This window comes from Streptomyces sp. NPDC042259, assembly GCF_055582085.1.
In genome coordinates, this window is record NZ_JBVJDW010000003.1 from 341,836 (window position 1) to 363,311 (window position 21,476).

The following is a 21,476-nucleotide window of genomic DNA, read 5'->3' on the forward strand; positions in this document are numbered from 1 at the left end:
CGCGGAGCGCTACTCCACCCCACCCTGTGCGTATCGGTGTAGGAAGTTGAGGGGAGAGACCTGTTATGCGCTGTTTTCATGCCGGCGTCCCGCATGGGGGTGATGAGGACGAATGAACCATGCGTGGCATGCGGAGGCACCGCCCCACGTGAAGGCCGCACCAGTGGGCGCCGTCTGCTGGCTGCGGCACTCCTGACCGTCACGGCGGCCACCGTGCTGCTGCTCAGCAGCGGAACGGGCGCACTCGCTCTGGCCTTCGCCGGACGCGTCCCCCTGGAGATCAGCGTCGCCGGGGTCGATGTCGAAGGCGTCTCGGTGACTCCAGGCGTCTCCAGTGGGCTCCGCCCCACCTTCATCACCCAGGCCGAGCGCGCCACGCTCCATGGTGCCTGCGTGAAGGCGACTCCGGTTCTGCCGGTGATCGGAGCCATGACCGTCGCCATCACCATCGACGACGCCACCGTCGGTGGTGTCAAGATCGAGCCCGCGGCCATCACCATCCGCAAAGTCACAGGCGGCGACGTGAGCATCAAGGTGCCGGGCTCATCGGATGCTGATTCCACAGGCTTGTTCAGCCTTGGTGTCCGTCACATCACCGGGGAAGGCCTCGCTATCCGGCCCCACGCTGTAGCTGTCGGCACCATCACCGTCCAAGGAGTGGCCTTGGACGCCTGGCGCGGGAAACACGACTGCCGCGCTTCGGCTCCGGCGACAGCTCCCGGTGGCACCGGAACCGCGCCCCGGGGGGAATCATGAAAGCGTCCGTGCTCCAGGGGGCCGGAGTCCGGCACCGGTGGCGGGCATGGCGCCGGACTCGCCCGTTCTACGCGGGCCTGCTGATGATCGCGGGTGCCATCGTCCTGGTAGCCATCTCCTGGGTGGACCTGGGCCTGCTCCGGCTGACCGGTACGGCCGGCGCCGCCACGTGGACCATCAGCACACTGCTGACCGTGGCCGGGCTGACGACGTGGGCCGGCAGCGGCCGACGCTACTTCACCGGCAGCCTGGCCGTCGTTCTCGCGCTGTGCAGCCTGATCGCCGCCAACCTCGGCGGGCTTCTCCTCGGTTTCTTCCTCGCTGCCGCCGGCGGCTGCCTGGCCCTGGCCTGGACACCATTGCCGCAGCCGCCACACACGAGGCCCGGCACCGATACGACAGAGCCGGTCAACCACGGCTGAGAAGCCCGGAAGAGCGCCGGCTAGTAGCCGGTCAGCCTGTTCCTCGATCATCGGCTGATGGCGTTGCACCGCCCCGGAGCTGCAGAAACCGTCGATGATCTGACGTACCCGCGTATGGCGGGGGCTTGCGAGGTGGGGTCCGCCGCCGTCCCACCCGCAGCGCGCTCCGGCGGAAGCCGGGGGTGCGACCGACAGGTGCCGGATCGTAGGCTGCGGGCATGACCGAAACCCAGGCCCTGACGCCCTCCGACGCCTTCGAGCTGCTGCTGGCCGGTAACCGGCGCTTCGTCGCGGGCAGCCCCGAACACCCGAACCAGGACGCCGCCCGCCGCACCGAGACCGCGCCGGGCCAGCAGCCCTTCGCGGTGCTGTTCGGCTGCTCCGACTCCCGCCTGGCCGCCGAGATCATCTTCGACCGGGGCCTGGGCGATCTGTTCGTGGTACGGACCGCCGGGCATGTCGCTGGTGCGGAAGTGCTCGGATCCATCGAGTTCGGCGTGAGTGTCCTCAACGCGCCGCTGGTCGTCGTCCTCGGCCACGACTCGTGTGGCGCCGTCGCCGCGGCCTGCTCCGCCCTGGAGAACGGGCAGACCCCGGGCGGCTTCGTCCGTGACATCGTCGAACGGGTGACCCCGAGCGTGCTGGCAGCCCGTGCCGCCGGACGCGACCAGGCGGACGAGATCCTGGCCGAGCACATAGAGCACACCGTGGACCTGCTGCTCGAACGCTCCCGCGTCCTGGCCGAGCGGGTGGCCGCGGGCCGCCTCGGCGTGGTGGGCCTGTCCTACCGCCTGGCCGACGGCAGCGCGCGGCTCGTCGCCGCCCGCGGCCTCGACGCGGCGGTCGCCACCGCGTCCTGACCGCCCCGGCTGTGCTTGCTCAGCGCGCTGCGGAGGGCCGGGGGCCCGCGGCGCGGCGGAGCCGGTTGGCGATCGCGAGCCCGAGTCCCTCCTCGGCCGGCAAGGAGGCGACGATGAGGTCGCACCCTTGCTGGTCGAGTGCGCGCAGGAACCCGTACAGCCCGCGCGCGTAGGCCGTCGTCGAGGCGGGGACCGTCACGACGGCGTGCGCCTTCACCGGAGCGTCGGCGAAGGCGGGGGGAAGAAGGATGCCCACCTGGTGTCCCAGCTGCTGTGCGTGCTCGGCTTCGGCGACGGCCTGCTCCGGCTCGACCAGGACGACCCGCGCACGGGGCGCGTAGTGGGACGGGTGCTGGCCCGGCACCCGGACGTGGCTGGTGGAGGGGACCGTGACCGGTCGGCCCAGGACCGCTTCGATCTCCTCGCGGGTGACTCCGCCGGGCCGCAGGATGCTCGGGACCTCGCCCGTGACATCGACGATGGTCGACTCGACACCGACGCCGCAGGGGCCGCCGTCCAGCACGAAGTCGACCCCGTCGCCCAGCTCCGCCCGGACGTGGTCCACGGTGGTGGGGCTGACCGAGCCGAAGCGGTTGGCCGACGGAGCCGTGATACCGCCGCCGAAGGCCGCCAGCAGGGCGAGCGCCGCGGGGTGGTCGGGCACGCGCACGGCCACCGTCTCCAGGCCACCCGTGGCTTCGAGAGGCACCCGCCGTCCGCGCCGCAGGACCAGCGTCAGCGGCCCCGGCCAGAAGCGCTCGGCCAGCAGGCGCGCGGTTGCGGGCACTTCCTCGACCCAGTCGTCCAGCTGGTCCGCGCCGCCGATGTGAACGATCAGCGGGTGCGTGGGCGGGCGCCCCTTGACCTGGAAGATCCGCGCGACCGCGGCAGGATCCTCGGCGTTGGCGCCCAGACCGTAGACGGTTTCCGTCGGCAGGGCCACCAGGCCCCCGGCGCGCAGCACCTCGGCCGCCTTCTCGATTTCACTGGTTACTGCCATCACTCGCGCAATTCTCTCACTGCGGCCGACGCCGCCAGACCCGGCCGACTCCTCGCGCCCGGTCAGGTGGGCGGTGATGCGGCGGGGCCGTGGTGTGCGTGATGGGTGGTCGACTTCGCGTACACGAACAGGCCGTTCGGACCGCCTCGCGTATCCGCAGCGCGGCGCCCGCCCCGGAAGGCCTCGGCGCGGGCCGGAGGACACGTCTTCGGCTTCGGGACCGCCACGGCGCGCAGATCTCGGTCAGTCCGTCCGTCACATTCTCCCGTCGGGATCCGTCAGGGAGGTGTAACCGATCGACAGATGAGAGGGAGCACCCCATGCTGACCAACATCATGTACGTGACGCTCTACGTCACCGACCAGGACCGCGCGCTGAGGTTCTATACGGAGCAGCTCGGACTGGAGAAGCGCATCGACTTCTCGGGCCCCGACGGACGTTTCCTCACGGTGGGCGCGCCCGGCACTCCGGTCGAGATCATCCTGTGGGCGCACCCCGCGGCGGCGGGGCAGCCGGCCGGGCTGGTGCCGGGGGCCACCCCCGGACCGGTCATCCTGGAGTCGGACGATCTGCTGGCGGACTTCAAGGTGTTCCGCGAGCGCGGGGTGACCTTCGACCTGCCGGAACCGGAGGTCTACGGGTACGGCGTCCGCATCGAGGCGGTGGACCCGGACGGCAACCGCATCTCGCTGCGTGAGCGCGGCGGTGCGGGCCGTGCCGATGGCTGACCGTTCGTAGACCTGGTGTGGCCGGTGCCGGACGGCGCCGGCCACATCGCGTTCAGCTGATCGAACAGATGCTTCCCGGCCGGCTCCAGAGTCTGCAGTTCGCCACCCCGGACGAATACCGTCTCTGATCGTTTCCCCATCGCTACACGATCCCGTCACCCCATAGTGGGTCAAAGCGTACGCAACGCATCCACGGGTCAGCGGCGTGAGGGTGAGGGCGAGCGGATCGCCGGAGGCACGGGGCCCGGTCGCATGCCGTGCCGCCCCCGGGTGGCCGCCGGAGGCCCGGTCGACGCTGGGGCGGCGGAGGGCTTGGCGTGCGGGGCCGACGGGACCGGGTAACGTCTTTGTCATGTTCTTCCAGACACCGATTTACGAGTGAGAGCGTGACGGGCCCCCGCTGACGTCGTTCGACGTCGCCGTGCCCGTCCCCCACCGGCGTGTCCGTAGAGCACTTCACCTCATTACCGGGAGAACCCGTGACCGACAGCAAGAACATCAACAACCCCGTGGGCCAGGGCGGCGGCCAGCGCAAGAAGCTGTCCCGCGCCGAACGGCAGAACAACGGTCCGCACCGCAACCGCGACCGCCAGGGTGCCGCCGACCAGAAGGCGGAGCTGGTGCGCAAGATGCGCGAGAAGGTAGCCGCGGCGGAGGATGCCGGTCAGGCCGACGACGACACGGCGGAGAGCTGACGTACCGCCGCCGCAGGTCGGCACCGCAGGGGGCAGGGTCCGGACCACGTGGTCCGGACCCTGCTGCCGTACCGGGCGCGGCTACCCGCCGGCCGGCCCGGCCGGTACGCCGAAGCGCACGATCCGCGCGGCAGCACCCGGAGCCGGCAGGCCGGAGCAGGTGTCCGATCCCTGGGAAAACGCAGCGGTCACCCCCATAGGGGTACTACCGGCCGCGGTTCTCCGCGAGGGTATGGGCGACAAGGGCATTGGCGTGGCCGTGTCCCAGACCGTGCTCGGTCTTGAGCCAGCTCACCAACTCCATGTGCTTGGTCAGCGGTGAAGTAAGGATGAGGTTCTTCCACTCGCCTATCGACCGGCCGTACTTCTGCTCGATCGACGGAAAGTAGCTGGCCGGGCCCTTCACGGTTTCAGTCATGGCCGTACTTTGTCACCCACCACTGACAATACGATCTGTCGCACCGGATCGACTGGAGCTGGTCAGCGTGGACTCGACCTCCTGCCGGGCGCTCGCCGCCGCAGGCGGCAACGACGGCTGGCACCGGACCGGCCGGTTCTGACAACGGCCAGTGCTACTGCACTGTGATGGTGCCCGTCATGTCCGGGTGGATGTCGCAGTGATACCTGAAGGTCCCCGCGGTCGTGAAGACGCGGGTGGTGCTCGTGCCGGGTGTCAGGAAGATGTCCCACAGCCCGGTGTCGGACGTCGTCGTGTGATCGGCGTTGTCGTTGTTGAGCCAGCGGACCGAGTCGCCGACGTGGATGGTCACCGACCGCGGAAGAAAGGCGGCGGGTGCACCCTCGATGGCCACGGTGGTTACGGCGGCGGGCGCCCCGTAGCGGTGCGCGGCGCACCCGACCACGTCCCCCCTGTGCGTGTAACAGGAATGTATTAGAGCGTGGTTGGGCGGAACGGTTCGCCGGCAACGCGGCTCCTAATGATCAGAAACGCCCGCTCGTACCGACTCGTACGAGCGGCCGGCACCCCCCGAACCGATGAGGCAGAAACGATGCGCGTTCACAAACTCACCTTAGCCGTCCTGGCCGTTGCCGCCGGTCTCTCGCTCACGGCCTGTCAGAGCGACGAGGACGGCACGGCGAAGAGCGACCCGTCGTCGGCGTCCTCCGCTTCCTCCGCGTCTTCCTCCGGCGGCGGTTCGGGCTCGGGTGGTTCGGATGAGGGCGGCGGTAAGGACTCCGCGGGGCAGGGCTCCACGGCGAAGGGATCCGCCGGGAAGGGTTCCGGCGGGCAGGGCTCCACCGCCAAGGGATCCGCCGGTGCCGGTTCCGGCAAGGACGGTCAGGTCGCCAAGTGCCGTACCGACGAGCTGGAGATCACGGCCAAGGACAACACCATCACCGGTGACCCCGATGGCGCGGTCGTGGTGGAGCTGAAGAACGGCGGCGGTCGCAGCTGTGCGATCTCCGGGTACGCGGGCGTCGATCTGAAGACCACCGCGGGGTCGCTGTCGGCGAAGCGCACCGGTGAGCGGGCTCCCTCGACCGTCCTCAAGGACGGCCAGTCGACGTACTTCGGCATCAGCTACCCGGTCAACACCTCCGGTGGCTCCGGCGTCCGTGTCACGGGGCTTCTGGTGACCCCGCCGAACGAGACGAAGACGGTCACGCTGCGGTGGCCGGGCGCCGCCACGCTGCCCGTCACGGACGGTGCCGGATCCCCGGTGAAGGTCGGCCCGATCGGCAGCGCCGGTCAGGGCGGTTGATCCGGACGCCCGTGGGAGCCGTGCCACCTCGTCCATCCCGTCGCGGCTGCCACCCGGGCGGGCGCCCGTGCGGGTGATGTCGGAGCAGGGGCGGGCCCGAAGCGTGCCACGGTGCGCCCGTGGTGCGCGGAGGCCATGTGGGTGATGTCGCCGCATGGGAATCCGGGCCGTGTGGGCAGGTCCCGGTGGCGCGCCGGTGTGGGGGCCGTTCCACCTCGGAATGGGTACGCGCCGGTGAAGGGAGAGCATTCGATTGACCGTCTACTTCATCGGTGCCGGGCCCGGGGCAGCGGATCTGATCACCGTCCGCGGCCGGGAGCTTCTCGGCCGCTGCGGCCTCTGCCTCTACCCGGGGAGCATGACGCCCGTCGGGCTGCTCGCGCACTGTCCCCCGGACGCGACGCGTGTCGACACGGCGCGGCTGTCCCTGGCCGAGGTCATGGCGCGGATCCTCGGGGCGCACGGGAACGGGGTGGATGTCGCGCGGCTGTGTTCGGGGGACCCGTCCCTCTACAGCACCGTCGCCGAGCAGACGCGGGTGCTGGACAGGGCCGGTGTGCCGCACGAGATGGTGCCGGGCGTGTCCGCGTTCGCGGCGTCGGCGGCGGCGCTCGGGCGGGAGCTGACCGTGCCGGGCGTGGGGCAGAGCCTGATCATCACGCGGGCCCGCGCACGGTCGGGGTCCATGCCTTCCGGCGAGACGCTGGCCGGCTTCGCGCGGACCGGGGCGACGCTGGCGGTCTATCTCGTGATCAATCACCTGGAGGACGTGGTCGCGGACCTGCTCCCGCACTACGGCGGGGACTGTCCGGCGGCCGCCGTGGCGCTGGCGAGTCAGCCCGGTGAGACGGTCGTGCGCTCCACGCTGGCCCGCGTCGCGGGCGAGGTGCGGGCGGCCGGGGTGACGAGGCTGGCGACGCTGCTCGTCGGCCGGGCCCTCGAAGCCGAGGGCTTTCCCGACAGCGTCCTGCATTCCCCCGCTCGCGACTGGTCCGCCTGACCGGAACACAGACAGGAGCAGCTCTTGCCCATGGCCGGTCCTCAGGAAGTACGCGGGTACGCGACCGAACTCGATCTGGCCGGGCGCCGGGTGGTCGTCTTCGGGGGCGAGCCCCCGGTGCTGCGGCATCTGGCGCGCCTGCTCGGCACCGGTGCCGAGATCACCGTCGTGGCACCCGCCGTGTGTCCCGCGATCGAGGCGATGGCGAAGGCGGGGCGGCTCCGGTGGCACGCCCGTGGCCGGCAGCCGAACGATCTGGCGGACGCCTGGTACGCCGTCGCCGCCACCCCGGGCGACGACGCGGCCATCGCCGAAGCCGCGGAGAAGCAGCGGGTGTTCTGCGTCCGCGCGGACACCGAAGCCGTCGGGGCCGCGGTGCCGGACCACCCGGGGGCCGGGGTGGCCCTGATCGGTGCGGGGCCGGGAGACCCGGGCCTGATCACCGTGCGGGGCCGGGAGCTGCTCATGGCCGCCGACACGGTGCTCGTCGACCGTCTGGCGCCGCTGGAGCTGCTGGCCGATGTGCGACCGGAGGTCGAGATCATCGACGCGGCCAAGCTTCCCTACAGCCGGACCACCGCGCAGGAGCGGCTCAACGAACTCCTGGTGGACCGGGCCCGCGCCGGGCGGTTCGTGGTCCGGCTCAAAGGCGGGGATCCGTTCGTCTTCGGATGCGGATTCGAGGAGGTGGCCGCCTGCGCGGAGGCCGGGGTGCCGGTGACCGTGGTGCCGGGTGTGAGCAGCGCGCTCGCCGCACCGGCGCTGGCCGGGGTTCCGGTGACGTACCGGGGCATGACCCAGGAAGTGACCATCGTGTCGGGTCACTTGGTGCCCGGCCGGGAGCGCTGTCTCGTGGACTGGTCGGCGCTGGGGCAGCGGAAGGGCACGCTGGTGATCCTCATGGGAGTCACCCATGTGGCGCGGACCACGGAGTTGTTGATGCGCGCGGGCCGGGACGCGGCCACACCCGCACTCGTCGTCCAGGATGCCGCCACCCGCTACCAGCGGGTGCTGACCTCCACCCTGGCCGGTCTCGCCGAGGTGTGCCGTACCCATGACGTCACACCACCCGCGGTCTTCGTCATCGGCCCCACGGCCGGTCTGAAGGTGCCGCGGGTGGTGGTGCGGCCGGGCCGGGGCCCCGGTGTGGACATCACGGATGGGTCGACCAGTGGGGCGCGCGGGGCCGGGTGAAGTAGTCCGCGTCCTTGGGGCGGGCCGGGTCGCGTCCGGTGGGGCGGGGGGCCGGTTCCAGGTGGGGTATGTATTTGGAGCAGTGGATGTAGGCCTCCTCGACGGTGAGGCGGACCCACATCTCCGGGTCGCGTCCGGGTGCGACGTCCGTGGGCAGGCCGGGGTGGAGGGCGCGGAGGTCCCGGTCGCGGTAGACATGGGCCACGCCGTTGACGTGAAGTCCCACGTGGTGGTGGGTGAAGTCCACGAAGAGCATGCCGAGGTGCGGGTTCTCGATCATGTTGCCGGCGCTGGCGAGCACCCCGTTGCCGCGGAATTCGGGGTAGGCCAGCGTGCGGTCGTCGATCACGTGGACGAAGCCCGGCGGTCCGGCCCGGAAGCTGGCGTCGCACTCCCCGTGGGAGTCGGCGGTGGCCAGGAAGACCATGGCCTGGCGGCCGATGAAGTCCCGCATCTCGGCGGTGAGACGGGGGCGCACCTGCTGGTCGTAGAACCGTGCGGCGCGGTCGATGGTGCCCAGGTGCTGCTGCAGCTGGTGTTCACCCGCTGATCCGAAGGGCGGCTGGGGCGAGGTCACGAAAGGGGTTCTCCTGGCGGGACGGGCAGGGGGCGCGCTCAGGGAGCGGACAGGACGGGGGTCTCGAACGGGTCGTGATGGATGCGGTGCGGCGGGGTGCCGGTGAGGGTGAGCGTTTCCTTGGCGGAGGCGACCATCCGGGCGGGGCCGCTGAGGAAGACGTCGTGCTGGTACCACGGGCCGTACTGGGCCAGTACCTCCGGCAGGGATCCCCGGATGCCGGGGAGGTGTTCGTGGGAGACCGCGGCCCTGACGGTCAGCCAGTGGTGCCGTTGGGCCATCCGGAGCATGTCGTCGACGCCGTACAGCTCGGCCGCGGTGCGGGCGCCGAGGAACAGGGCCACCTGGTGGCGTCCCCCTCGGCGGGCGACCTCCTCGATGAGCGCGCGGACCGGGGCGAGACCGGTGCCGCCGGCCACGAGGAGCAGGTCGCTGTGGTCGGCCGCGTCCAGGACCATGTCGCCCATCGGGGCCCCCAGATGGAGGACGTCGCCCACCGCCGCCCGGTGCACCAGGGCGTGGCTGACCGAGCCGCCGGGTACCGCGCGGACGTGGAAGGTGAGGGTGCCGTCCTCGCGCGGGGCGTTGGCGGCGGAGTAGTGGCGCCACCGCTTGGGCCACCACGGGGTCTCGACGCTCACGTACTGGCCGGCTGCGTACGGGTAGGCGATATGGGGACGTACGGTGATTTCGACGATGCCGTGGCCGCGGGGGACGCGGTGCACCACCGTGGCGGGCCACACGGCGGGCCGGACCGCCTCGTCCTGCTCGGCCGCGCTGATCATGACCTGGGCGACCGTGCCGTACGCCTTCGTCCAGGCCGCGGCGATCTCCGGATTCCACGCGGGCCCGGCGTAGTGGGCCAGGGCGGCCAGGAGACACTCGCCCACCGCCGGGAAGTGCGCGGCGAGGGTGCCGAACTTGCGGTGGTCACGGCCGAGATGTCCGCAGAAACGGACGAGATTCTCGGGGTCGTCGACGAGGTCCACGATGCGCAGCAGTGCGCGCAGCAGGCGGTCGCGCTGGGTGTCCATCCCGTGCGGGAACATCGGACGGACCTCGGGGTAGCGGGCGAAGAGGATCGCGTAGAAGTAGACCGTGATCTCCCCCGCGAGGGGCTCGACGACCGACAGGGAGGTCCGTATCAGGTCGATCTCCCGGTCCGTCAGGGGCGGTTCGGCCGCCCGCGGCTCTCCGGTATGTCCGTCCTGGGTGTGTATCGGGTCCTCCGAGGGCGGGCGCGCGGAGGTGTTGCCGGGGCGTCCGAGCCGGAATCTCAAGGGGTCAGCGCTCCCCCGTCGCGCGTCCGGCTCGATCTCCGCCGGGCGCACCGCGGGACATCGCCCTGGACGCCTCGCCGCCGCGGCGCACCGAGGATGGGGCCGGCACCGGATCCCCGTCTCGGGGGAACGGCTTGGACGTCGCGTGGGGCCAACATGAGTCCTCATCGGAGTGCGGAGTCGACAATCGGACTGGTTGCTTCCGGATGCCACCCGATCCTCGGGGAGGACGACGAGGGGGGATAGGGCAGTTCCCACTAGAACTTGCGACGGGAACTTGTCGCATTACCCCGAGCCGCGCCTGATCGGTGAGCGGATTTGAGGCATATATTGAGCCATTGTCGCCGTCGGCTTCTCCGGACGTGCCGCCGCTCTCGCCCGGCGGCACGTCCAAAACGGCGCCCCTCAGGCGCCCGGGATGCCCTCGGGTACCTCCCGTCCCAGCCAGGCCGCCAGTCGCCCGTACGCGTCCGTGCCCTCGGGGGCGGGTCGTACCGCTTCGAAGGGCGCGGGGGCGCCGCGCCGCTCCGGCGGCAGCGCCCTCTGGGCGTACGCCAGCGAATACGCGGCAACCTCGGGGTCGAGGTCCGGGGAGTCGCCCAGTGCCTCGCGCAGGTCCCACGTGTGCGCGGCGAGTTCCATGACGATCGCGCCCAACGCGGCACGCATCGGCATCTTCGCGAAGCCGAGGTCCACCTGGCGGTCGAGGGCTTCCTCGGTCAGCGCCCGGGACGCCGAGACCAACCGGTCCCCGGCCGCCGTGTACGCCGCCGCCCAGCCGTCATCGGGGACGTCCCCGAAGTCCCGGGGCTCGTCCGTGATCGTGCGGCCCTCGGCGATGTAGGCGTAGGCGAGCGTGTTGTCCAGCACATGGCCCGCCAGAGCGCGGATGTCGAACTCGGCGCAGGGGGTGGCGTCCTTGAGCCGTGCGGGTTCGACGGCCGCGACCAGGGCGGCGAACTGGCCGATCGCGCGCTCCAGCAGCGGCCGGGGGTCAACGGTGGTTTCCATCAGGGCGGGCTCCCGTTCCTCCAGAGGATGACGTCACGTGATGCGGACACGTGACGCGGTTCGGGAGGGAGCGTCGCACCATAACCTGACATCCGCCGTCAGGTTTTCTCCGCGACTTCCCCACAAGGCAGTCTGGGGTGGTGAAGTCAGACCGCCTGCTCTCGATCCTGCTCCTGCTCCAGACCCGTGGCCGGGTTCCCGCCGGGGAACTCGCCGGCCGTCTGGAGGTATCGGTCCGCACCATCTACCGCGACGTCGACGCGCTCGCCGCGGCCGGGGTCCCCGTCTACACCGAGCGTGGCCGCCGCGGCGGGATCGCCCTGCTTCCCGGGTTCCGGACGGACGTCACCGGCCTGACCGAGGACGAATCGCGGGCGCTGTTCGTCATGGCCGCGCAGGGCGCCCACGCCGCACTCGGCCTGGACGGGGCACTGGGCACCGCGCTGCGCAAGGTGATGGCCGCTCTCCCGGCGCCGCACCGCCCGGCCGCCGAGCTGACCAGCCGCCGTATCCTCGTCGACCCCGAGCGCTGGATGAGCGGCCGGCGGCCCGCCGCCGCATCGGACCTGGGCGCGCTGACGGAGGCGGTCTTCGGCGACCGCCGGCTGCGGTTGCGCTACCGCCACAGCGGCGGGGAGCGTCCGCGCACCTACACGGTCGATCCGTACGGGCTCGTCGCCAAGGCCGGGACGTGGTACCTGGTCGCCGACCACCGGGGCCGCGGCCGCCTCTTCCGCTCGGACCGGATCGAATCCGCCGCGCCGGTCGACGTGCCGGTTCGGCGTCGCCCGGGCGTCGAACTGGCGGACGCCTGGGAGGCACTGCGCCGGGGGGTGGAGGCGCTGCGGACGCCCATGGTGCCGGTGACGGCGCGGGTCCGGAGCGCCCGGCTGGACTGGTTCGTCCGCCTCCACGGCACGTACCTGACGGCACCGCCGGACGCGCCCCGCGGGGCCTGGGTGGAGGTCCGGCTGGGATATCCGGAGCTGGGCGCCGTCCGCCAGCTCCTCGCCTTCGGCACGGACATCGAGGTCCTCTCCCCTCCCGACGCCCGCGACCTGCTCGCCCGCACCGCCGCCGACGTGGCCGCGAGCTATGCCCCCTGAGGGTGGCCGGTGGTGGTGGTGCGTCGCACCGCGCCGGGCGGCCCCGGGCCGCCGGCCGCGTCGTCAGTCGTCGTCGGGCCGCATCAGCAGTTCGAGTTCGTCCAGCACGACCTCCACCGTCGTCCCGGTGGCCTCCGCACGCTGTTCGATCTCCGTGGTCAGGTTCACCGCCAGGCTCATGACGAGCAGGATCAGACCACCGGGACCGTGCCGGTCGAGTACGTCCTCGGCGGTCGTCTTCGCCTCACCCGCGATCTCCTCCTCCGGGGCGGTCGATCCGCACATGCGCCGCAGCATCCGCATCGCGGCGGCGTCGACGTGCGGCGCGTGCGCCACCAGGCGCCGTTCCTCGTCCGGGTCCATCCGTTACCTCCTGAGCCGGGTCACGCTGGTGTGGTGGCAGCCGGTCCCCGCCGGACGGGCCGGGCGGGGACCGACGTCGAGGATCTCACCGGTACGACGGCCGCCGGAGCGGTTACGCCGATTTCACGCTGCCCAGCCACAGCACGTCACGAGCCCGCGTCATGGCGACGAACAGTTGGCTGCGGGACAGCTCGTCGCGTTCCCGCGCGGTCTCCGACAGCCCTTCGCCCGCCGTCCGGGCCGCCGGTGCCGCCGAGGACACGGCGGCGTCGTGCTCGGGCAGGTACACGCGCTTGAATTCCAGGCCCTTGGCGCGGCGGTAGCTGCCGAGTTTGACGGCCTCGACGGGCCGGCCGTCGTAGTGCTCCAGCAGACAGACGGGGATGCCCGCGCGTTCGAGCAGCCGCTGGTAGCGGTCGATGGCGCGCTTGGAGGAACACAGCACCGCCGCTCCGGCGCGGGCTTCGGGCGGCACACCGCGCAGCGCCTCCAGAAGGGCCTGGTCGTGCTCGGCCGGGGTCGGCTTCACCACACGGATCACCTGCCCGTCGCGGTAGGTCAGGTCGACGTCCCGGCGTCCCGGCGTGCGCAGTCCGTCGATGTCCTCGAATGCGTCCTCGGCGACGACCGCGAGCGCCGCGTCGAGGATCGCCTTGCTGTTGCGGTAGTTGGTCCGCAGCACCTGCCCCCGGTCGCCCCGTACCTCTATACCGGCGTCGGACAGGCGGAACCCCCCGGGGTAGACGGCCTGTTGCCCGTCGCCGACCAGCAGCAGACCGTTGCGGGCGTCGCCGACCAGGGCGTGCAGGAGCCGCACGCCGACGAGGGTCAGGTCCTGGACCTCGTCCACGATCACGGCCGCGTAGCGGTGCCGGCCGACGTCGCGGCGCGCTTGGGCCAGTGCGAGGGAGAGCACGTCGTTGAAGTCGTGCACGCCGCGCTCGGTGCGGTTGGCCTCGTACGCCTCGTACAGCGCCCATACGGCCTGCCGGTGCGGACGGCGCAGGCTCGCGCGACGGCGTCGGCGGGGCACCGTGGCGTACTCCTCGAAGGAGACGAGGCCGCGCCCCTTGATGACGTGGTCGATCTCCTCCCGCCAGTACCCCGGTGCCGGATCGATCTCCGCCAGGCAGCTGCCGCGTCCGACGTGCTTCCATGCGAGACTGAAGGCCGTCTCGGCCTTGTCCCCGTGCAACCGGACCGGGACGCCGCTGTCGTGCAGGAATTCCTGCGCCCAGGAGTGCAGACTGCGGAAGTCCACCCGGTCGGCGACCGCCGGGGCCATGGTCCGCAGGAAGGTGCCCTGCACGCGCGGGAGGTTGTTGGCGAAGGTGACGTAAAGGATCCGGCCGGTGGTGTGCCGGGCGAGGTAGGCCGCGCGGTGCAGGGCGACGACGGTCTTGCCGGTGCCGGCCGGGCCGCTGATCCGGGCCGGACCGGCCCAGTTGCGACGGACCAGCGCGACCTGGTCGGGGTGGAGGAAGGTCATCCACTGTTCGATCGGGGCCCGCAGCGCCTCTTGCATGGCCGCCTCGCGCAGCCCGTCGATGTCGAACAGCCCGTCGGCGGCGTCCTCTTGGGGCTGCCGCGCCCGCACCGGCGCCGAACGTGTGACGGCCGATCCCTCGTACGCGGGGAAGACACGTTCCAGGTGATCGGCGATGGCCCGTATGGACTCGGCACGCAGCCGGTGGCGCTCCGACAGCAGGACCGGGCCCACTTCGCGCTCCCCCAGCAGCCGTATCCGGCCCAGCTCGGCGTCGACCCGCTGCCCCGCGAAGACCATGAGGGGCGAGACGGCCACCGGGGACAGGCCCAGGGCGGCCACCGCGCCTTCGGCCACCTTCGTCACGGCCAGGAGTTTGGCGGCGTGTTCGTCGCGCGGCGCGCCTCCGGCCCGCAGCGTTCCGTTCACGGCCTCCGGTGCGGCGCGCCAGTTCTTCACATCGAGGACGAAGACACCGCCCGGTCCGACCAGCAGCATGTCCACGTTGGCCGCTCGCGTCCCGGGCCACTTGCGGTCCACCAGGAGCCGCCACCCGCGCTCGGTCAGCATCAGGAGCTGCGCGGCGACCCGGCGTTCGCCCTCGCTCGCGGCCTCCCACCTGCGTGCCTGCTGCCGGGCCGCCTGCCACTGCTCCCGTAACCGCCGTTCCTGCCGCCGTGCCTCCTGTGCCCGCCACGACGCTGATCCGCCGGCTGTCATGCCACGCCCCCTCCTGCATGGAGTAACGATCATAGAACGGTCGGCGACGGGCACGGCAGGACGTCCGGGTGGGCGCCGCGCGCCCTGTCCGGCCGCCCCCCGGCCGCCCCTGACCGGCGGCATCAGGCCAGCTGGCGCCGCACCAGCTCGTGGAACAGACCGTCCGGGTCCGCCAGCAGTTGTGCCGGGGGGCCCTGCTGGACCACGCGTCCCTCCGACATCGCGATCACCCGGTCCGCGCCCATGACGGTGGACAGCCGATGGGCTATGACGACGCGGGTGGCGCGCAGGGTGCGGGTGGATTCGATGACCACGCGCTGCGCCTCGTTGTCCAGGGCGCTCGTGGCCTCGTCGAAGAAGAGGACACGTGGTGTGCGGATGAGGGCCTGGGCGATCATCAGGCGTTGGCGCTGGCCGCCCGAGACGGTGCCGCCGCCGTCGGAGAGCACGGTGTGCATGCCCATGGGCATGGCCTTGATGTCCTCGGCCAGGCCCGCCAGCGCGGCCGCCTCCCAGACCTCCTCCAGCGGGTACGTCTCGGCGCCGCTGATGCAGTCGAGGATGGAGCCGGAGAAGGGCTGGGCGTTCTGCAGGACGACGCCGCACTGGCGGCGGACGGCCGCCTGGTCGAGGGCCGCCAGGTCCTGGCCGTCGTAGAGGACGCTGCCGGTCAGGGGCTTGTCGAAGCCGATGAGCAGGCGCAGCAGTGTCGACTTGCCGCAGCCGCTGGCGCCGACGATCGCGACGAACTCGCCCGGCCGCACCCGGAACGACACGTCGTCGAGGACGAGCGGGCCGTCGTCGGTGTACCGGTAGGAGAGGTTCTTGGCCTCGATGGCGCCGCTCAGCTCGCCCGGCGGGGTGCTGGAGGCGCGTACTTCGGGGGTCGCCGCCAGGAGCGGCTTGATTTGCTCGAACATCGGCTGCACGGCGGCGGCCGACAGGAGCGCGCCGGTCAGTTGGGTGACGGAGGACAGCAGCATCGTGACGGCGGTGCTGAAGGTGAGGAACTCGCCGGCGGACATGGTGTCCCGGGCCGGGCCGGCCAGCAGCATGAACATCACGAGGGTGCACAGCGGTGAACAGACGGCGTTGAGCACCGTGATGACGTTCTTGATGCGGCCGATGCGCTGGTGCAGTTCGCGGGTGCGGGCGAACTCGCGGGCCCAGGCGGCGTAGGCGAAGCTCTCGGCCGCGGCGACGCGTAGCTTGGGCAGGCCGCGCAGGGTCTGGAAGGCCTGGTTGTTGAGCTTGTTGCCGAGTGTGATCAGTCGGCGTTGGTAGCGCAGCTGCCACAGTCCGAGGCCGAGGAAGACGGCGGCGATGACAAGCAGCATGGCGAGGGCCGCCAGCGCCAGCGGCACGCTGTAGACGAGCAGCAGCACGAGGTTCATCGTGCCGACGGTGCCCGCCTGGACGGACACCGATCCGATGCCGGACAGCACGCGGCGGATGGCGCTGATGCCCATGGCCGTGCCGGCCAGCTCGCCGGTGGAGCGCTCGGCGAAGAACGTCGTCGGCAGCCGCAGCAGCCGGTCCCATACGGCCGGTTGCAGGGTGGCTTCGACGCGTCCCTCCAGGCGCAGGATGGAGACGTTCTGCAGCAGTGTGAACGCGGCGGAGACGACGCCGGTCGCGATGAGCGCCGAGGTGGTCGCCACGATGAGGTCGTTCTCGGCGTGGGGCACGTACACGCCGAGCACCTGGCCGGTGGCGATGGGGACGAGTGCGCCCAGGCCGACCGCGACCAGTCCGCCGAGGAGGAGTCCGCGCAGCTCGCCGCGGGTGCCGCGCATGCTGAAGCGCAGCAGTCCGAGCAGGGTCGGTTTCCCTTCGGGCAGCGGGCGGTAGAACATCACGGCCCGTGGCGCGTAGTCCGCCGCGTTGGCCTTGCCGATCCGCGTCGGCTCGCGGCGGGCGGGGTCCACCGCCTCGTACCCGCCCCGGCGCCACAGCAGCGCGACCGGAGCGCCGGTCGCGGCCCGTTGCCCCACCAGGGGCCCGGTGTTCTCCCGCCACCAGCGCCCGTCGAGTCTGACGACGCGGGTACGGATCCGCGAGGCGAGGGCGACGCGTTCGACGGGGTCGGCCCGCTGGTGCGTGGCGGACGTCCCGGCCGGTTCGGTCAGGGTGATGCCCGCGTCGTCGGCGACCAGGCGGCACACGGCGAAGGTCGCGTCGTCGCTCGCGGCACGGTGGGGGGTGCCGGCGGGGCGGCCGATCGAGGCCAGGAGTGCCTGGTCCGCCTGGGTGCGGGCGGCCTCGCCGGCTTCGATGCCGGCGGCCGTACGGTCCTCGTGGGCGCGCTCCTGCCGCTCGATCCAGTCGTCCAGGGCGTACAGCAGCCGGTACTGCTGGTCGACCATGCCCTGCCACATCGCCGGGTCGATCAGCAGGGTGCCCACCGCCTCCGCGGCGTACGCGGCGCCGTACTGCACGCTGCCCGGAGGGATCCGCATCCACAGGATGTCGTCGTCGGCGCCGCCGTGGCCGGTGGTGGCGCGGCCGTCCAGCGGTGCCTGGTAGAGCACGCGCAGGCCCCGGCCGATGCCGCGGGCGAAGGCGTCCTCCAGGGGGCTCGGGGCGGCGTCGGCGTCGGTGTGGCCCCACTGCTCGCCGTGTTCCGGGCGGTACAGCTCGCGCAGCTCGACGCGGCGCAGCAGGCAGCCTTGCCGGGGCCGGCCGATCAGGGTGTGTCCGGGGCCCTCGGCCGGGCCCAGCAGCAGGGTGCCGGCCTCCAGCCGGCCCAGGAAGTGCCAGGGGCCCGACTGCGCGGCGTCGACGGCGAACAGGTCCAGCTCGCCGTCCACGACGAGCCACAGCACGAGCGGGCCCTCCAGGGACAGGCTGCGCGGGCCCCCCGTGCAGTCGACGGGCGTGCCGAGGGCGCCGAGCGCCGCCACCACGGGGTCGGCGACCGGGGCGCAGGGGGGAGTCGTCACCTCAGTTCTCCTTGACGAGTGCGGCGTAGGCGCCGTGCGCGGCGGCCAGTTGCTCGTGCCGTCCGCGTTCCACGACGGTGCCGCGGTCGAGGACGAGGATCTCGTCGCTGTCGCGGACCGTGCTCAGCCGGTGGGCGATGACGACGCAGGCGCAGCCGCGGCGGCGCAGGTTGTCGATGACGGTCCGCTCGGTCACCGCGTCCAGGGCGCTGGTCACTTCGTCGAGGACCAGGACGCTGGGGCGGCGTACCAGGGCGCGGGCGATCTCCAGGCGTTGGCGCTGGCCGCCGGAGAAGTTGCGGCCGTCCTGCTCGACGCGGCTGTGGATGCCGCCGGGGCGCCGGGCGACCACGTCGTGGACGGCGGCGTCCTCCAGGGCGGCGACGACGGCCTCGTCGGTGATGGAGGGGTCCCACAGTGCGACGTTGTCGCGGACGGTGCCCTCGAAGAGGAAGACATCCTGGTCGACGAAGGAGACGGAGGCGGCCAGCGCGCCGCGCGGGATGTCCTCCAGGCGCATCCCGTCGATGCGGATGGCGCCTTCCCAGGGGGTGTAGAGGCCGGATATCAGGCGGGAGACGGTGGACTTGCCGCTGCCGGAGCCGCCGACGAGGGCGACCTGCTGCCCGGGGCCGACGGAGAGGGAGAAGTCCTTCAGCAGCGGGGCGTCCAGGGGGCTGTAGCCGAAGGTGATGTGGTCCAGCTCCACATGGCCCTTGAGGCGGCGGGTCGCGGCGGCGGGCTCGCGCCGCGCGTAGAGCGGGTCGACGGGGAAGTTCTCGACGTCCTTGAGACGGGCGACGTCGGCGGCGAAGTCCTGGATCCGTCCGGCGACGCCGTTGAGGCGGGTGAGGGGCGCGGTGAAGCTGGTCACCAGGGCCTGGAAGGCGACGAGCAGTCCGACCGTGAGGTGTCCCTCGACCGCCCGCAGGCCGCCGATCATCAGGATGAGCGCGCTGTTGAGGGCGGCGAGGGCGGGGGCGACGACGGCCAGCCACGCGCTGGGCACGCCGAGCCGCTGCTGGACGTCGAGGGTGATCGCGTGTTGTCCGGCCCAGCGGCGGAAGAAGCCGTTCTCCCCGCCGGTGGCCTTCATCGTCTCGATGAGCGTCAGACCGCTGTAGGAGGTGTTGGTGAGCCGGGCGCTCTCGGCGCGCAGCTGCTGGGTGCCGGTGGCTCTGAGCCGGACCACGATCCGCATGGCGGCCACGTTGAGCAGCGCGATGCCGATGCCGACGACGGTCAGCTGCGGGTCGTAGGTCCACAGCAGCAGGGCGTAGAGCACCACGACGACGGCGTCCACGCCCGCGGCGGCCAGGTCCCGGGCGAGGGTCTCGGCGACGGCGTCATTGGACTGGAGGCGTTGAACCAGGTCGGCGGGGTTGCGCTGGGAGTAGAAGCTGACCGGGAGCCGGAGCAGGTGCCGCAGGAAGCGGGCACTGCCGAGGGTGGAGGAGATGATGCGCCCGCGCAGCAGGTTGGCCTGTTGGAGGGCGGTGAGTGCCGCGGTGAGCACCAAGGTGGCCGCCATCGACGCGAAGAGCACGCCCAGGAGGGACGTCTGCCGGCCGATGAGGAACAGGTCGATGTAGGTACGGCTCAGTGCGGGCACCGTGGCGCCGACGATGACCAGCAGGAGGCTGGCGAGCACGGCGGCGAGCATGGTGCCGGACGTGCCGCGCAGCCGGGCGGGCACGGCGTCCAGCACGCCGGGCCCGCGGCCGGCGCGGCGGAAGCCCTCGTCGGGTTCGAAGGTGAGCACGACACCGGTGAAGCCGGTGTCGAACTCGTCCATGGGCACGAACCGGCGTCCCTTGGCGGGGTCGTTGACGTACACGCCCCTGCGGCCGAGGCGGCGGCCCATGCCGTCGTGGACGACGTAGTGGTTGAACTCCCAGAAGAGAACGGCCGGGGGGCGTACCTCGGCGAGCGCGGCCAGGTCCATCTGCATGCCCTTGGCCTTGAGCCCGTAGCCGCGGGCGGCCTTGAGGAGGTTGCCGGCACGGGAGCCGTCGCGGGAGACGCCGCAGGCGATGCGCAGCTCTTCGAGGGGGACGAAACGGCCGTAGTGGCCGAGGACCATGGCCAGCGCGGCGGCGCCGCACTCCACCGCCTCCATCTGCAGCACGGTGGGGGTGCGGACGGCCTTGGCGGCGCCCTTGAGGACGGGGGCGGGCCCGCGGCGCCTGGTGCCGCGGCGTGCCGGTGGCCGGCGGCGCGCGCCGTGGGACGCGGTCACGGGAGCAGCCAATCGACGGGGCGCCGCGCGGCGAGGTGGACGGCGCCGGTGACCGGCGTCGTGGAGTCGACGGCGTAGGGGGGTCCGTCGGCGGAGGACCAGCGGTAGCCGGAGCGGGTGGTGGCGGAGCGCTCCAGTTCCACGAGCACCGCGACGGGCTTGCCCTGCCGGGAGAATTCCGCGGCGAGCCGGCTGTCACCGAGGAACCCGGCGATGCGTTCCCGCGTCTGCGGTGCCCGGCCGACGGCCTTGACGCGGCCGCGCAGTACGCCGAACCGCTCTTGGGGGGCGGACTGGACGGTCAGGTCGACCCGGGCGCCCGGGGGAATCGTCCCGGCGCTCCCGCCGGGCAGGTAGAGCATGGCCACCAACGGGTCGCTCGGGTCCTTCACGCGTTCCACGGTGGCCACGTCGGCGCCGGTGGTCAGGACCGCGCCCGTCTTGGCGGTCAGGGTCGTCACCCGCCCGCCCTCCACCACGCGGACGGTGCGGTCGCCCCGGTCCGTGCGGACGGTGAGCAGCGGGGCGCCGGCCGGCAGCGACCGGCCCTCTTCGGCGAGGATTTTGGTGACCTGTCCGGCATAGGGGCTTTGCAGCAGATAACTTCCCCCGGCGTGGGTGAGGACGCCGGGTGCGTTCTGCTTGGAGGACACGGATCCGGTGAATGCCCAGAAAGCCGCCGCGGCCATGACGACGACCGTGACGACCAGGACGAGCCGGCCTTGCGGGCGCGCGAAGCGTACGGGCAGATCGAGTTCTTCGGGCGATTGCAGCTTGGCCAGTGCCTTTTGGCGGAACTGCACGGACTATTCCTTCGGCTGCATGGGTGACTCGGGTGCTGAATGGCGCGGCCGTGCCCGCCGCCCGAGGGCGGCGGGCAGGCATGAACCCCGGAATGACGGAATTCCGGGGTTCATGGGCGAGTGCTGTCGCGCTCAGAGACCGGCGGCACCGACGTGCACGCCGGCGATGCCCTCGACCTGGCCGGGCAGGGCCTGGGCGGCCTGGACCGTCTGCAGGGAGGTGACGGTGCCGAGCACGGTGTTGACGTCGCCGGTCACGGCGCCGAGCAGGCCGCCGGAGATGGCCACACCGCCGGAAACGGCGTCCAGCTCGGCGTCGGCGATCTCACGGGTCTCGATGTTGTTACGCATGATGTGCGCACCCTTCATTTGTCCGGCTGTTTATCGATGACAAGGGGCGGGCCGCAAAAGGACGGCCGCACCACTACCGCGACGGCCCGGTCGAAATCGACCGCCGTTCTGAGAACCGCTGCGGTGCGCAGATAAAAGCACGGGAACGGGCGGCGCGGCCAACCCGGTTGACCGCTTTCGCTCCCGGGGACGGCCCGTCAGGCGCCTTGCTTTAAAATT

Annotated in this window: 21 protein-coding genes; 9 read left to right on the top strand and 12 right to left on the bottom strand. The window is 71.9% G+C overall.

Annotated features, from left to right (window positions below; translation table 11 throughout):
• Positions 1-213: 213 nt before the first annotated feature.
• From ACZ6MA_RS10545 to ACZ6MA_RS10555, 3 genes are all read left to right on the top strand, one after another.
• The gene (locus tag ACZ6MA_RS10545) at positions 214-756 is read left to right on the top strand and encodes a DUF6230 family protein (RefSeq protein WP_469432698.1); all 543 of its coding nucleotides are present in this window, start codon (positions 214-216) and stop codon (positions 754-756) included.
• A complete protein-coding gene (locus ACZ6MA_RS10550) occupies positions 753-1,178 on the top strand; it encodes a DUF6114 domain-containing protein (RefSeq protein ID WP_469432699.1) in 426 nt (141 codons plus the stop codon). The genes ACZ6MA_RS10545 and ACZ6MA_RS10550 overlap by 4 nt, the downstream gene beginning before the upstream one ends.
• A 218-nt stretch (positions 1,179-1,396) precedes the next feature.
• Positions 1,397-2,038, top strand: coding sequence for a carbonic anhydrase (locus tag ACZ6MA_RS10555; RefSeq protein ID WP_469432700.1), 642 nt, complete (start codon positions 1,397-1,399; stop codon positions 2,036-2,038).
• 19 nt (positions 2,039-2,057) lie between these two features.
• On the opposite strand, the gene ACZ6MA_RS10560 is transcribed toward ACZ6MA_RS10555, so the two are convergent.
• Positions 2,058-3,038, bottom strand: a complete 981-nt coding sequence (locus tag ACZ6MA_RS10560) for an L-threonylcarbamoyladenylate synthase (protein WP_469432701.1) — start codon at positions 3,036-3,038, stop codon at positions 2,058-2,060.
• Positions 3,039-3,358: 320 nt separating this feature from the next.
• Here ACZ6MA_RS10560 and ACZ6MA_RS10565 point away from each other — a divergent pair, with 320 nt between their 5' ends.
• Both ACZ6MA_RS10565 and ACZ6MA_RS10570 read left to right on the top strand, forming a co-directional pair.
• Positions 3,359-3,766, top strand: a complete 408-nt coding sequence (locus ACZ6MA_RS10565; RefSeq protein WP_469432703.1) for a VOC family protein — start codon at positions 3,359-3,361, stop codon at positions 3,764-3,766.
• Between the two features lie 479 nt (positions 3,767-4,245).
• Entirely contained in the window at positions 4,246-4,461 is a 216-nt protein-coding gene (locus ACZ6MA_RS10570; RefSeq protein WP_469432704.1) for a DUF6243 family protein, read from the top strand.
• A 205-nt stretch (positions 4,462-4,666) separates the two neighbouring features.
• Here the strand turns inward: ACZ6MA_RS10570 and ACZ6MA_RS10575 are convergent, their stop codons facing one another.
• Entirely contained in the window at positions 4,667-4,879 is a 213-nt protein-coding gene (locus ACZ6MA_RS10575) for a DUF4287 domain-containing protein (protein ID WP_469432706.1), read from the bottom strand.
• Positions 4,880-5,033: 154 nt separating this feature from the next.
• Positions 5,034-5,324, bottom strand: coding sequence for a cupredoxin domain-containing protein (locus ACZ6MA_RS10580; RefSeq protein ID WP_469432708.1), 291 nt, complete (start codon positions 5,322-5,324; stop codon positions 5,034-5,036).
• Positions 5,325-5,471: 147 nt separating this feature from the next.
• On the opposite strand from ACZ6MA_RS10580, the gene ACZ6MA_RS10585 reads away from it, so the two are divergent.
• From ACZ6MA_RS10585 to cobA, 3 genes are all read left to right on the top strand, one after another.
• The gene (locus ACZ6MA_RS10585) at positions 5,472-6,185 is read left to right on the top strand and encodes a DUF4232 domain-containing protein (RefSeq protein ID WP_469432710.1); all 714 of its coding nucleotides are present in this window, start codon (positions 5,472-5,474) and stop codon (positions 6,183-6,185) included.
• Positions 6,186-6,438: 253 nt separating this feature from the next.
• On the top strand, positions 6,439-7,185 hold the full coding sequence (locus tag ACZ6MA_RS10590) for a cobalt-precorrin-4/precorrin-4 C(11)-methyltransferase (protein WP_469432711.1): 747 nt from the start codon (positions 6,439-6,441) through the stop codon (positions 7,183-7,185).
• A gap of 30 nt (positions 7,186-7,215) precedes the next feature.
• The gene (gene cobA, locus ACZ6MA_RS10595) at positions 7,216-8,379 is read left to right on the top strand and encodes a uroporphyrinogen-III C-methyltransferase (RefSeq protein WP_469432713.1); all 1,164 of its coding nucleotides are present in this window, start codon (positions 7,216-7,218) and stop codon (positions 8,377-8,379) included.
• Here the strand turns inward: cobA and ACZ6MA_RS10600 are convergent.
• From ACZ6MA_RS10600 to ACZ6MA_RS10610, 3 genes are all read right to left on the bottom strand, one after another.
• Positions 8,339-8,956 carry a pyridoxamine 5'-phosphate oxidase family protein gene (locus tag ACZ6MA_RS10600; RefSeq protein ID WP_469432714.1) on the bottom strand — a complete coding sequence of 206 codons (618 nt, stop codon included), beginning with the start codon at positions 8,954-8,956 and terminating at the stop codon, positions 8,339-8,341. The genes cobA and ACZ6MA_RS10600 overlap by 41 nt on opposite strands.
• A gap of 38 nt (positions 8,957-8,994) precedes the next feature.
• A complete protein-coding gene (locus ACZ6MA_RS10605) occupies positions 8,995-10,236 on the bottom strand; it encodes a globin domain-containing protein (RefSeq protein WP_469432716.1) in 1,242 nt (413 codons plus the stop codon).
• A 405-nt stretch (positions 10,237-10,641) separates the two neighbouring features.
• Positions 10,642-11,247 (bottom strand): TIGR03086 family metal-binding protein, encoded by a 606-nt coding sequence (locus ACZ6MA_RS10610; protein WP_469432717.1) that lies wholly within the window; start codon positions 11,245-11,247, stop codon positions 10,642-10,644.
• A gap of 140 nt (positions 11,248-11,387) precedes the next feature.
• Between ACZ6MA_RS10610 and ACZ6MA_RS10615 the strand changes: the two genes are divergently transcribed.
• Entirely contained in the window at positions 11,388-12,353 is a 966-nt protein-coding gene (locus ACZ6MA_RS10615; RefSeq protein WP_469432719.1) for a helix-turn-helix transcriptional regulator, read from the top strand.
• A 63-nt stretch (positions 12,354-12,416) separates the two neighbouring features.
• Here ACZ6MA_RS10615 and ACZ6MA_RS10620 read toward each other — a convergent pair whose 3' ends face one another.
• The 6 genes from ACZ6MA_RS10620 to ACZ6MA_RS10645 form a co-directional block, all read right to left on the bottom strand.
• Positions 12,417-12,716 carry a hypothetical protein gene (locus tag ACZ6MA_RS10620; protein WP_469432720.1) on the bottom strand — a complete coding sequence of 100 codons (300 nt, stop codon included), beginning with the start codon at positions 12,714-12,716 and terminating at the stop codon, positions 12,417-12,419.
• Positions 12,717-12,828: 112 nt separating this feature from the next.
• Positions 12,829-14,922 (bottom strand): nuclease-related domain-containing DEAD/DEAH box helicase, encoded by a 2,094-nt coding sequence (locus ACZ6MA_RS10625; protein WP_469432721.1) that lies wholly within the window; start codon positions 14,920-14,922, stop codon positions 12,829-12,831.
• A gap of 122 nt (positions 14,923-15,044) precedes the next feature.
• Complete coding sequence (locus tag ACZ6MA_RS10630) at positions 15,045-17,864, bottom strand: NHLP bacteriocin export ABC transporter permease/ATPase subunit (protein WP_469432722.1); 2,820 nt, start codon at positions 17,862-17,864, stop codon at positions 15,045-15,047.
• Between the two features lies 1 nt (position 17,865).
• Complete coding sequence (locus tag ACZ6MA_RS10635) at positions 17,866-20,115, bottom strand: NHLP family bacteriocin export ABC transporter peptidase/permease/ATPase subunit (protein ID WP_469432723.1); 2,250 nt, start codon at positions 20,113-20,115, stop codon at positions 17,866-17,868.
• On the bottom strand, positions 20,100-20,906 hold the full coding sequence (locus ACZ6MA_RS10640; RefSeq protein WP_469432724.1) for a hypothetical protein: 807 nt from the start codon (positions 20,904-20,906) through the stop codon (positions 20,100-20,102). Before ACZ6MA_RS10640 ends, ACZ6MA_RS10635 begins: the two co-directional genes overlap by 16 nt.
• 132 nt (positions 20,907-21,038) lie before the next feature.
• On the bottom strand, positions 21,039-21,257 hold the full coding sequence (locus ACZ6MA_RS10645) for a hypothetical protein (RefSeq protein WP_469432726.1): 219 nt from the start codon (positions 21,255-21,257) through the stop codon (positions 21,039-21,041).
• Positions 21,258-21,476 lie beyond the last annotated feature (219 nt).

Excerpts from the sequence above, each read along its gene's own strand:
- ACZ6MA_RS10550 (WP_469432699.1), top strand. The coding sequence starts at position 753 with ATGAAAGCGTCCGTGCTCCAGGGGGCCGGAGTCCGGCACCGGTGGCGG.
- ACZ6MA_RS10555 (WP_469432700.1), top strand. The coding sequence starts at position 1,397 with ATGACCGAAACCCAGGCCCTGACGCCCTCCGACGCCTTCGAGCTGCTG.
- ACZ6MA_RS10560 (WP_469432701.1), bottom strand. The coding sequence starts at position 3,038 with ATGGCAGTAACCAGTGAAATCGAGAAGGCGGCCGAGGTGCTGCGCGCC.
- ACZ6MA_RS10565 (WP_469432703.1), top strand. The coding sequence starts at position 3,359 with ATGCTGACCAACATCATGTACGTGACGCTCTACGTCACCGACCAGGAC.
- ACZ6MA_RS10575 (WP_469432706.1), bottom strand. The coding sequence starts at position 4,879 with ATGACTGAAACCGTGAAGGGCCCGGCCAGCTACTTTCCGTCGATCGAG.
- ACZ6MA_RS10585 (WP_469432710.1), top strand. The coding sequence starts at position 5,472 with ATGCGCGTTCACAAACTCACCTTAGCCGTCCTGGCCGTTGCCGCCGGT.
- cobA (WP_469432713.1), top strand. The coding sequence starts at position 7,216 with ATGGCCGGTCCTCAGGAAGTACGCGGGTACGCGACCGAACTCGATCTG.
- ACZ6MA_RS10610 (WP_469432717.1), bottom strand. The coding sequence starts at position 11,247 with ATGGAAACCACCGTTGACCCCCGGCCGCTGCTGGAGCGCGCGATCGGC.
- ACZ6MA_RS10620 (WP_469432720.1), bottom strand. The coding sequence starts at position 12,716 with ATGGACCCGGACGAGGAACGGCGCCTGGTGGCGCACGCGCCGCACGTC.
- ACZ6MA_RS10625 (WP_469432721.1), bottom strand. The coding sequence starts at position 14,922 with ATGACAGCCGGCGGATCAGCGTCGTGGCGGGCACAGGAGGCACGGCGG.
- ACZ6MA_RS10645 (WP_469432726.1), bottom strand. The coding sequence starts at position 21,257 with ATGCGTAACAACATCGAGACCCGTGAGATCGCCGACGCCGAGCTGGAC.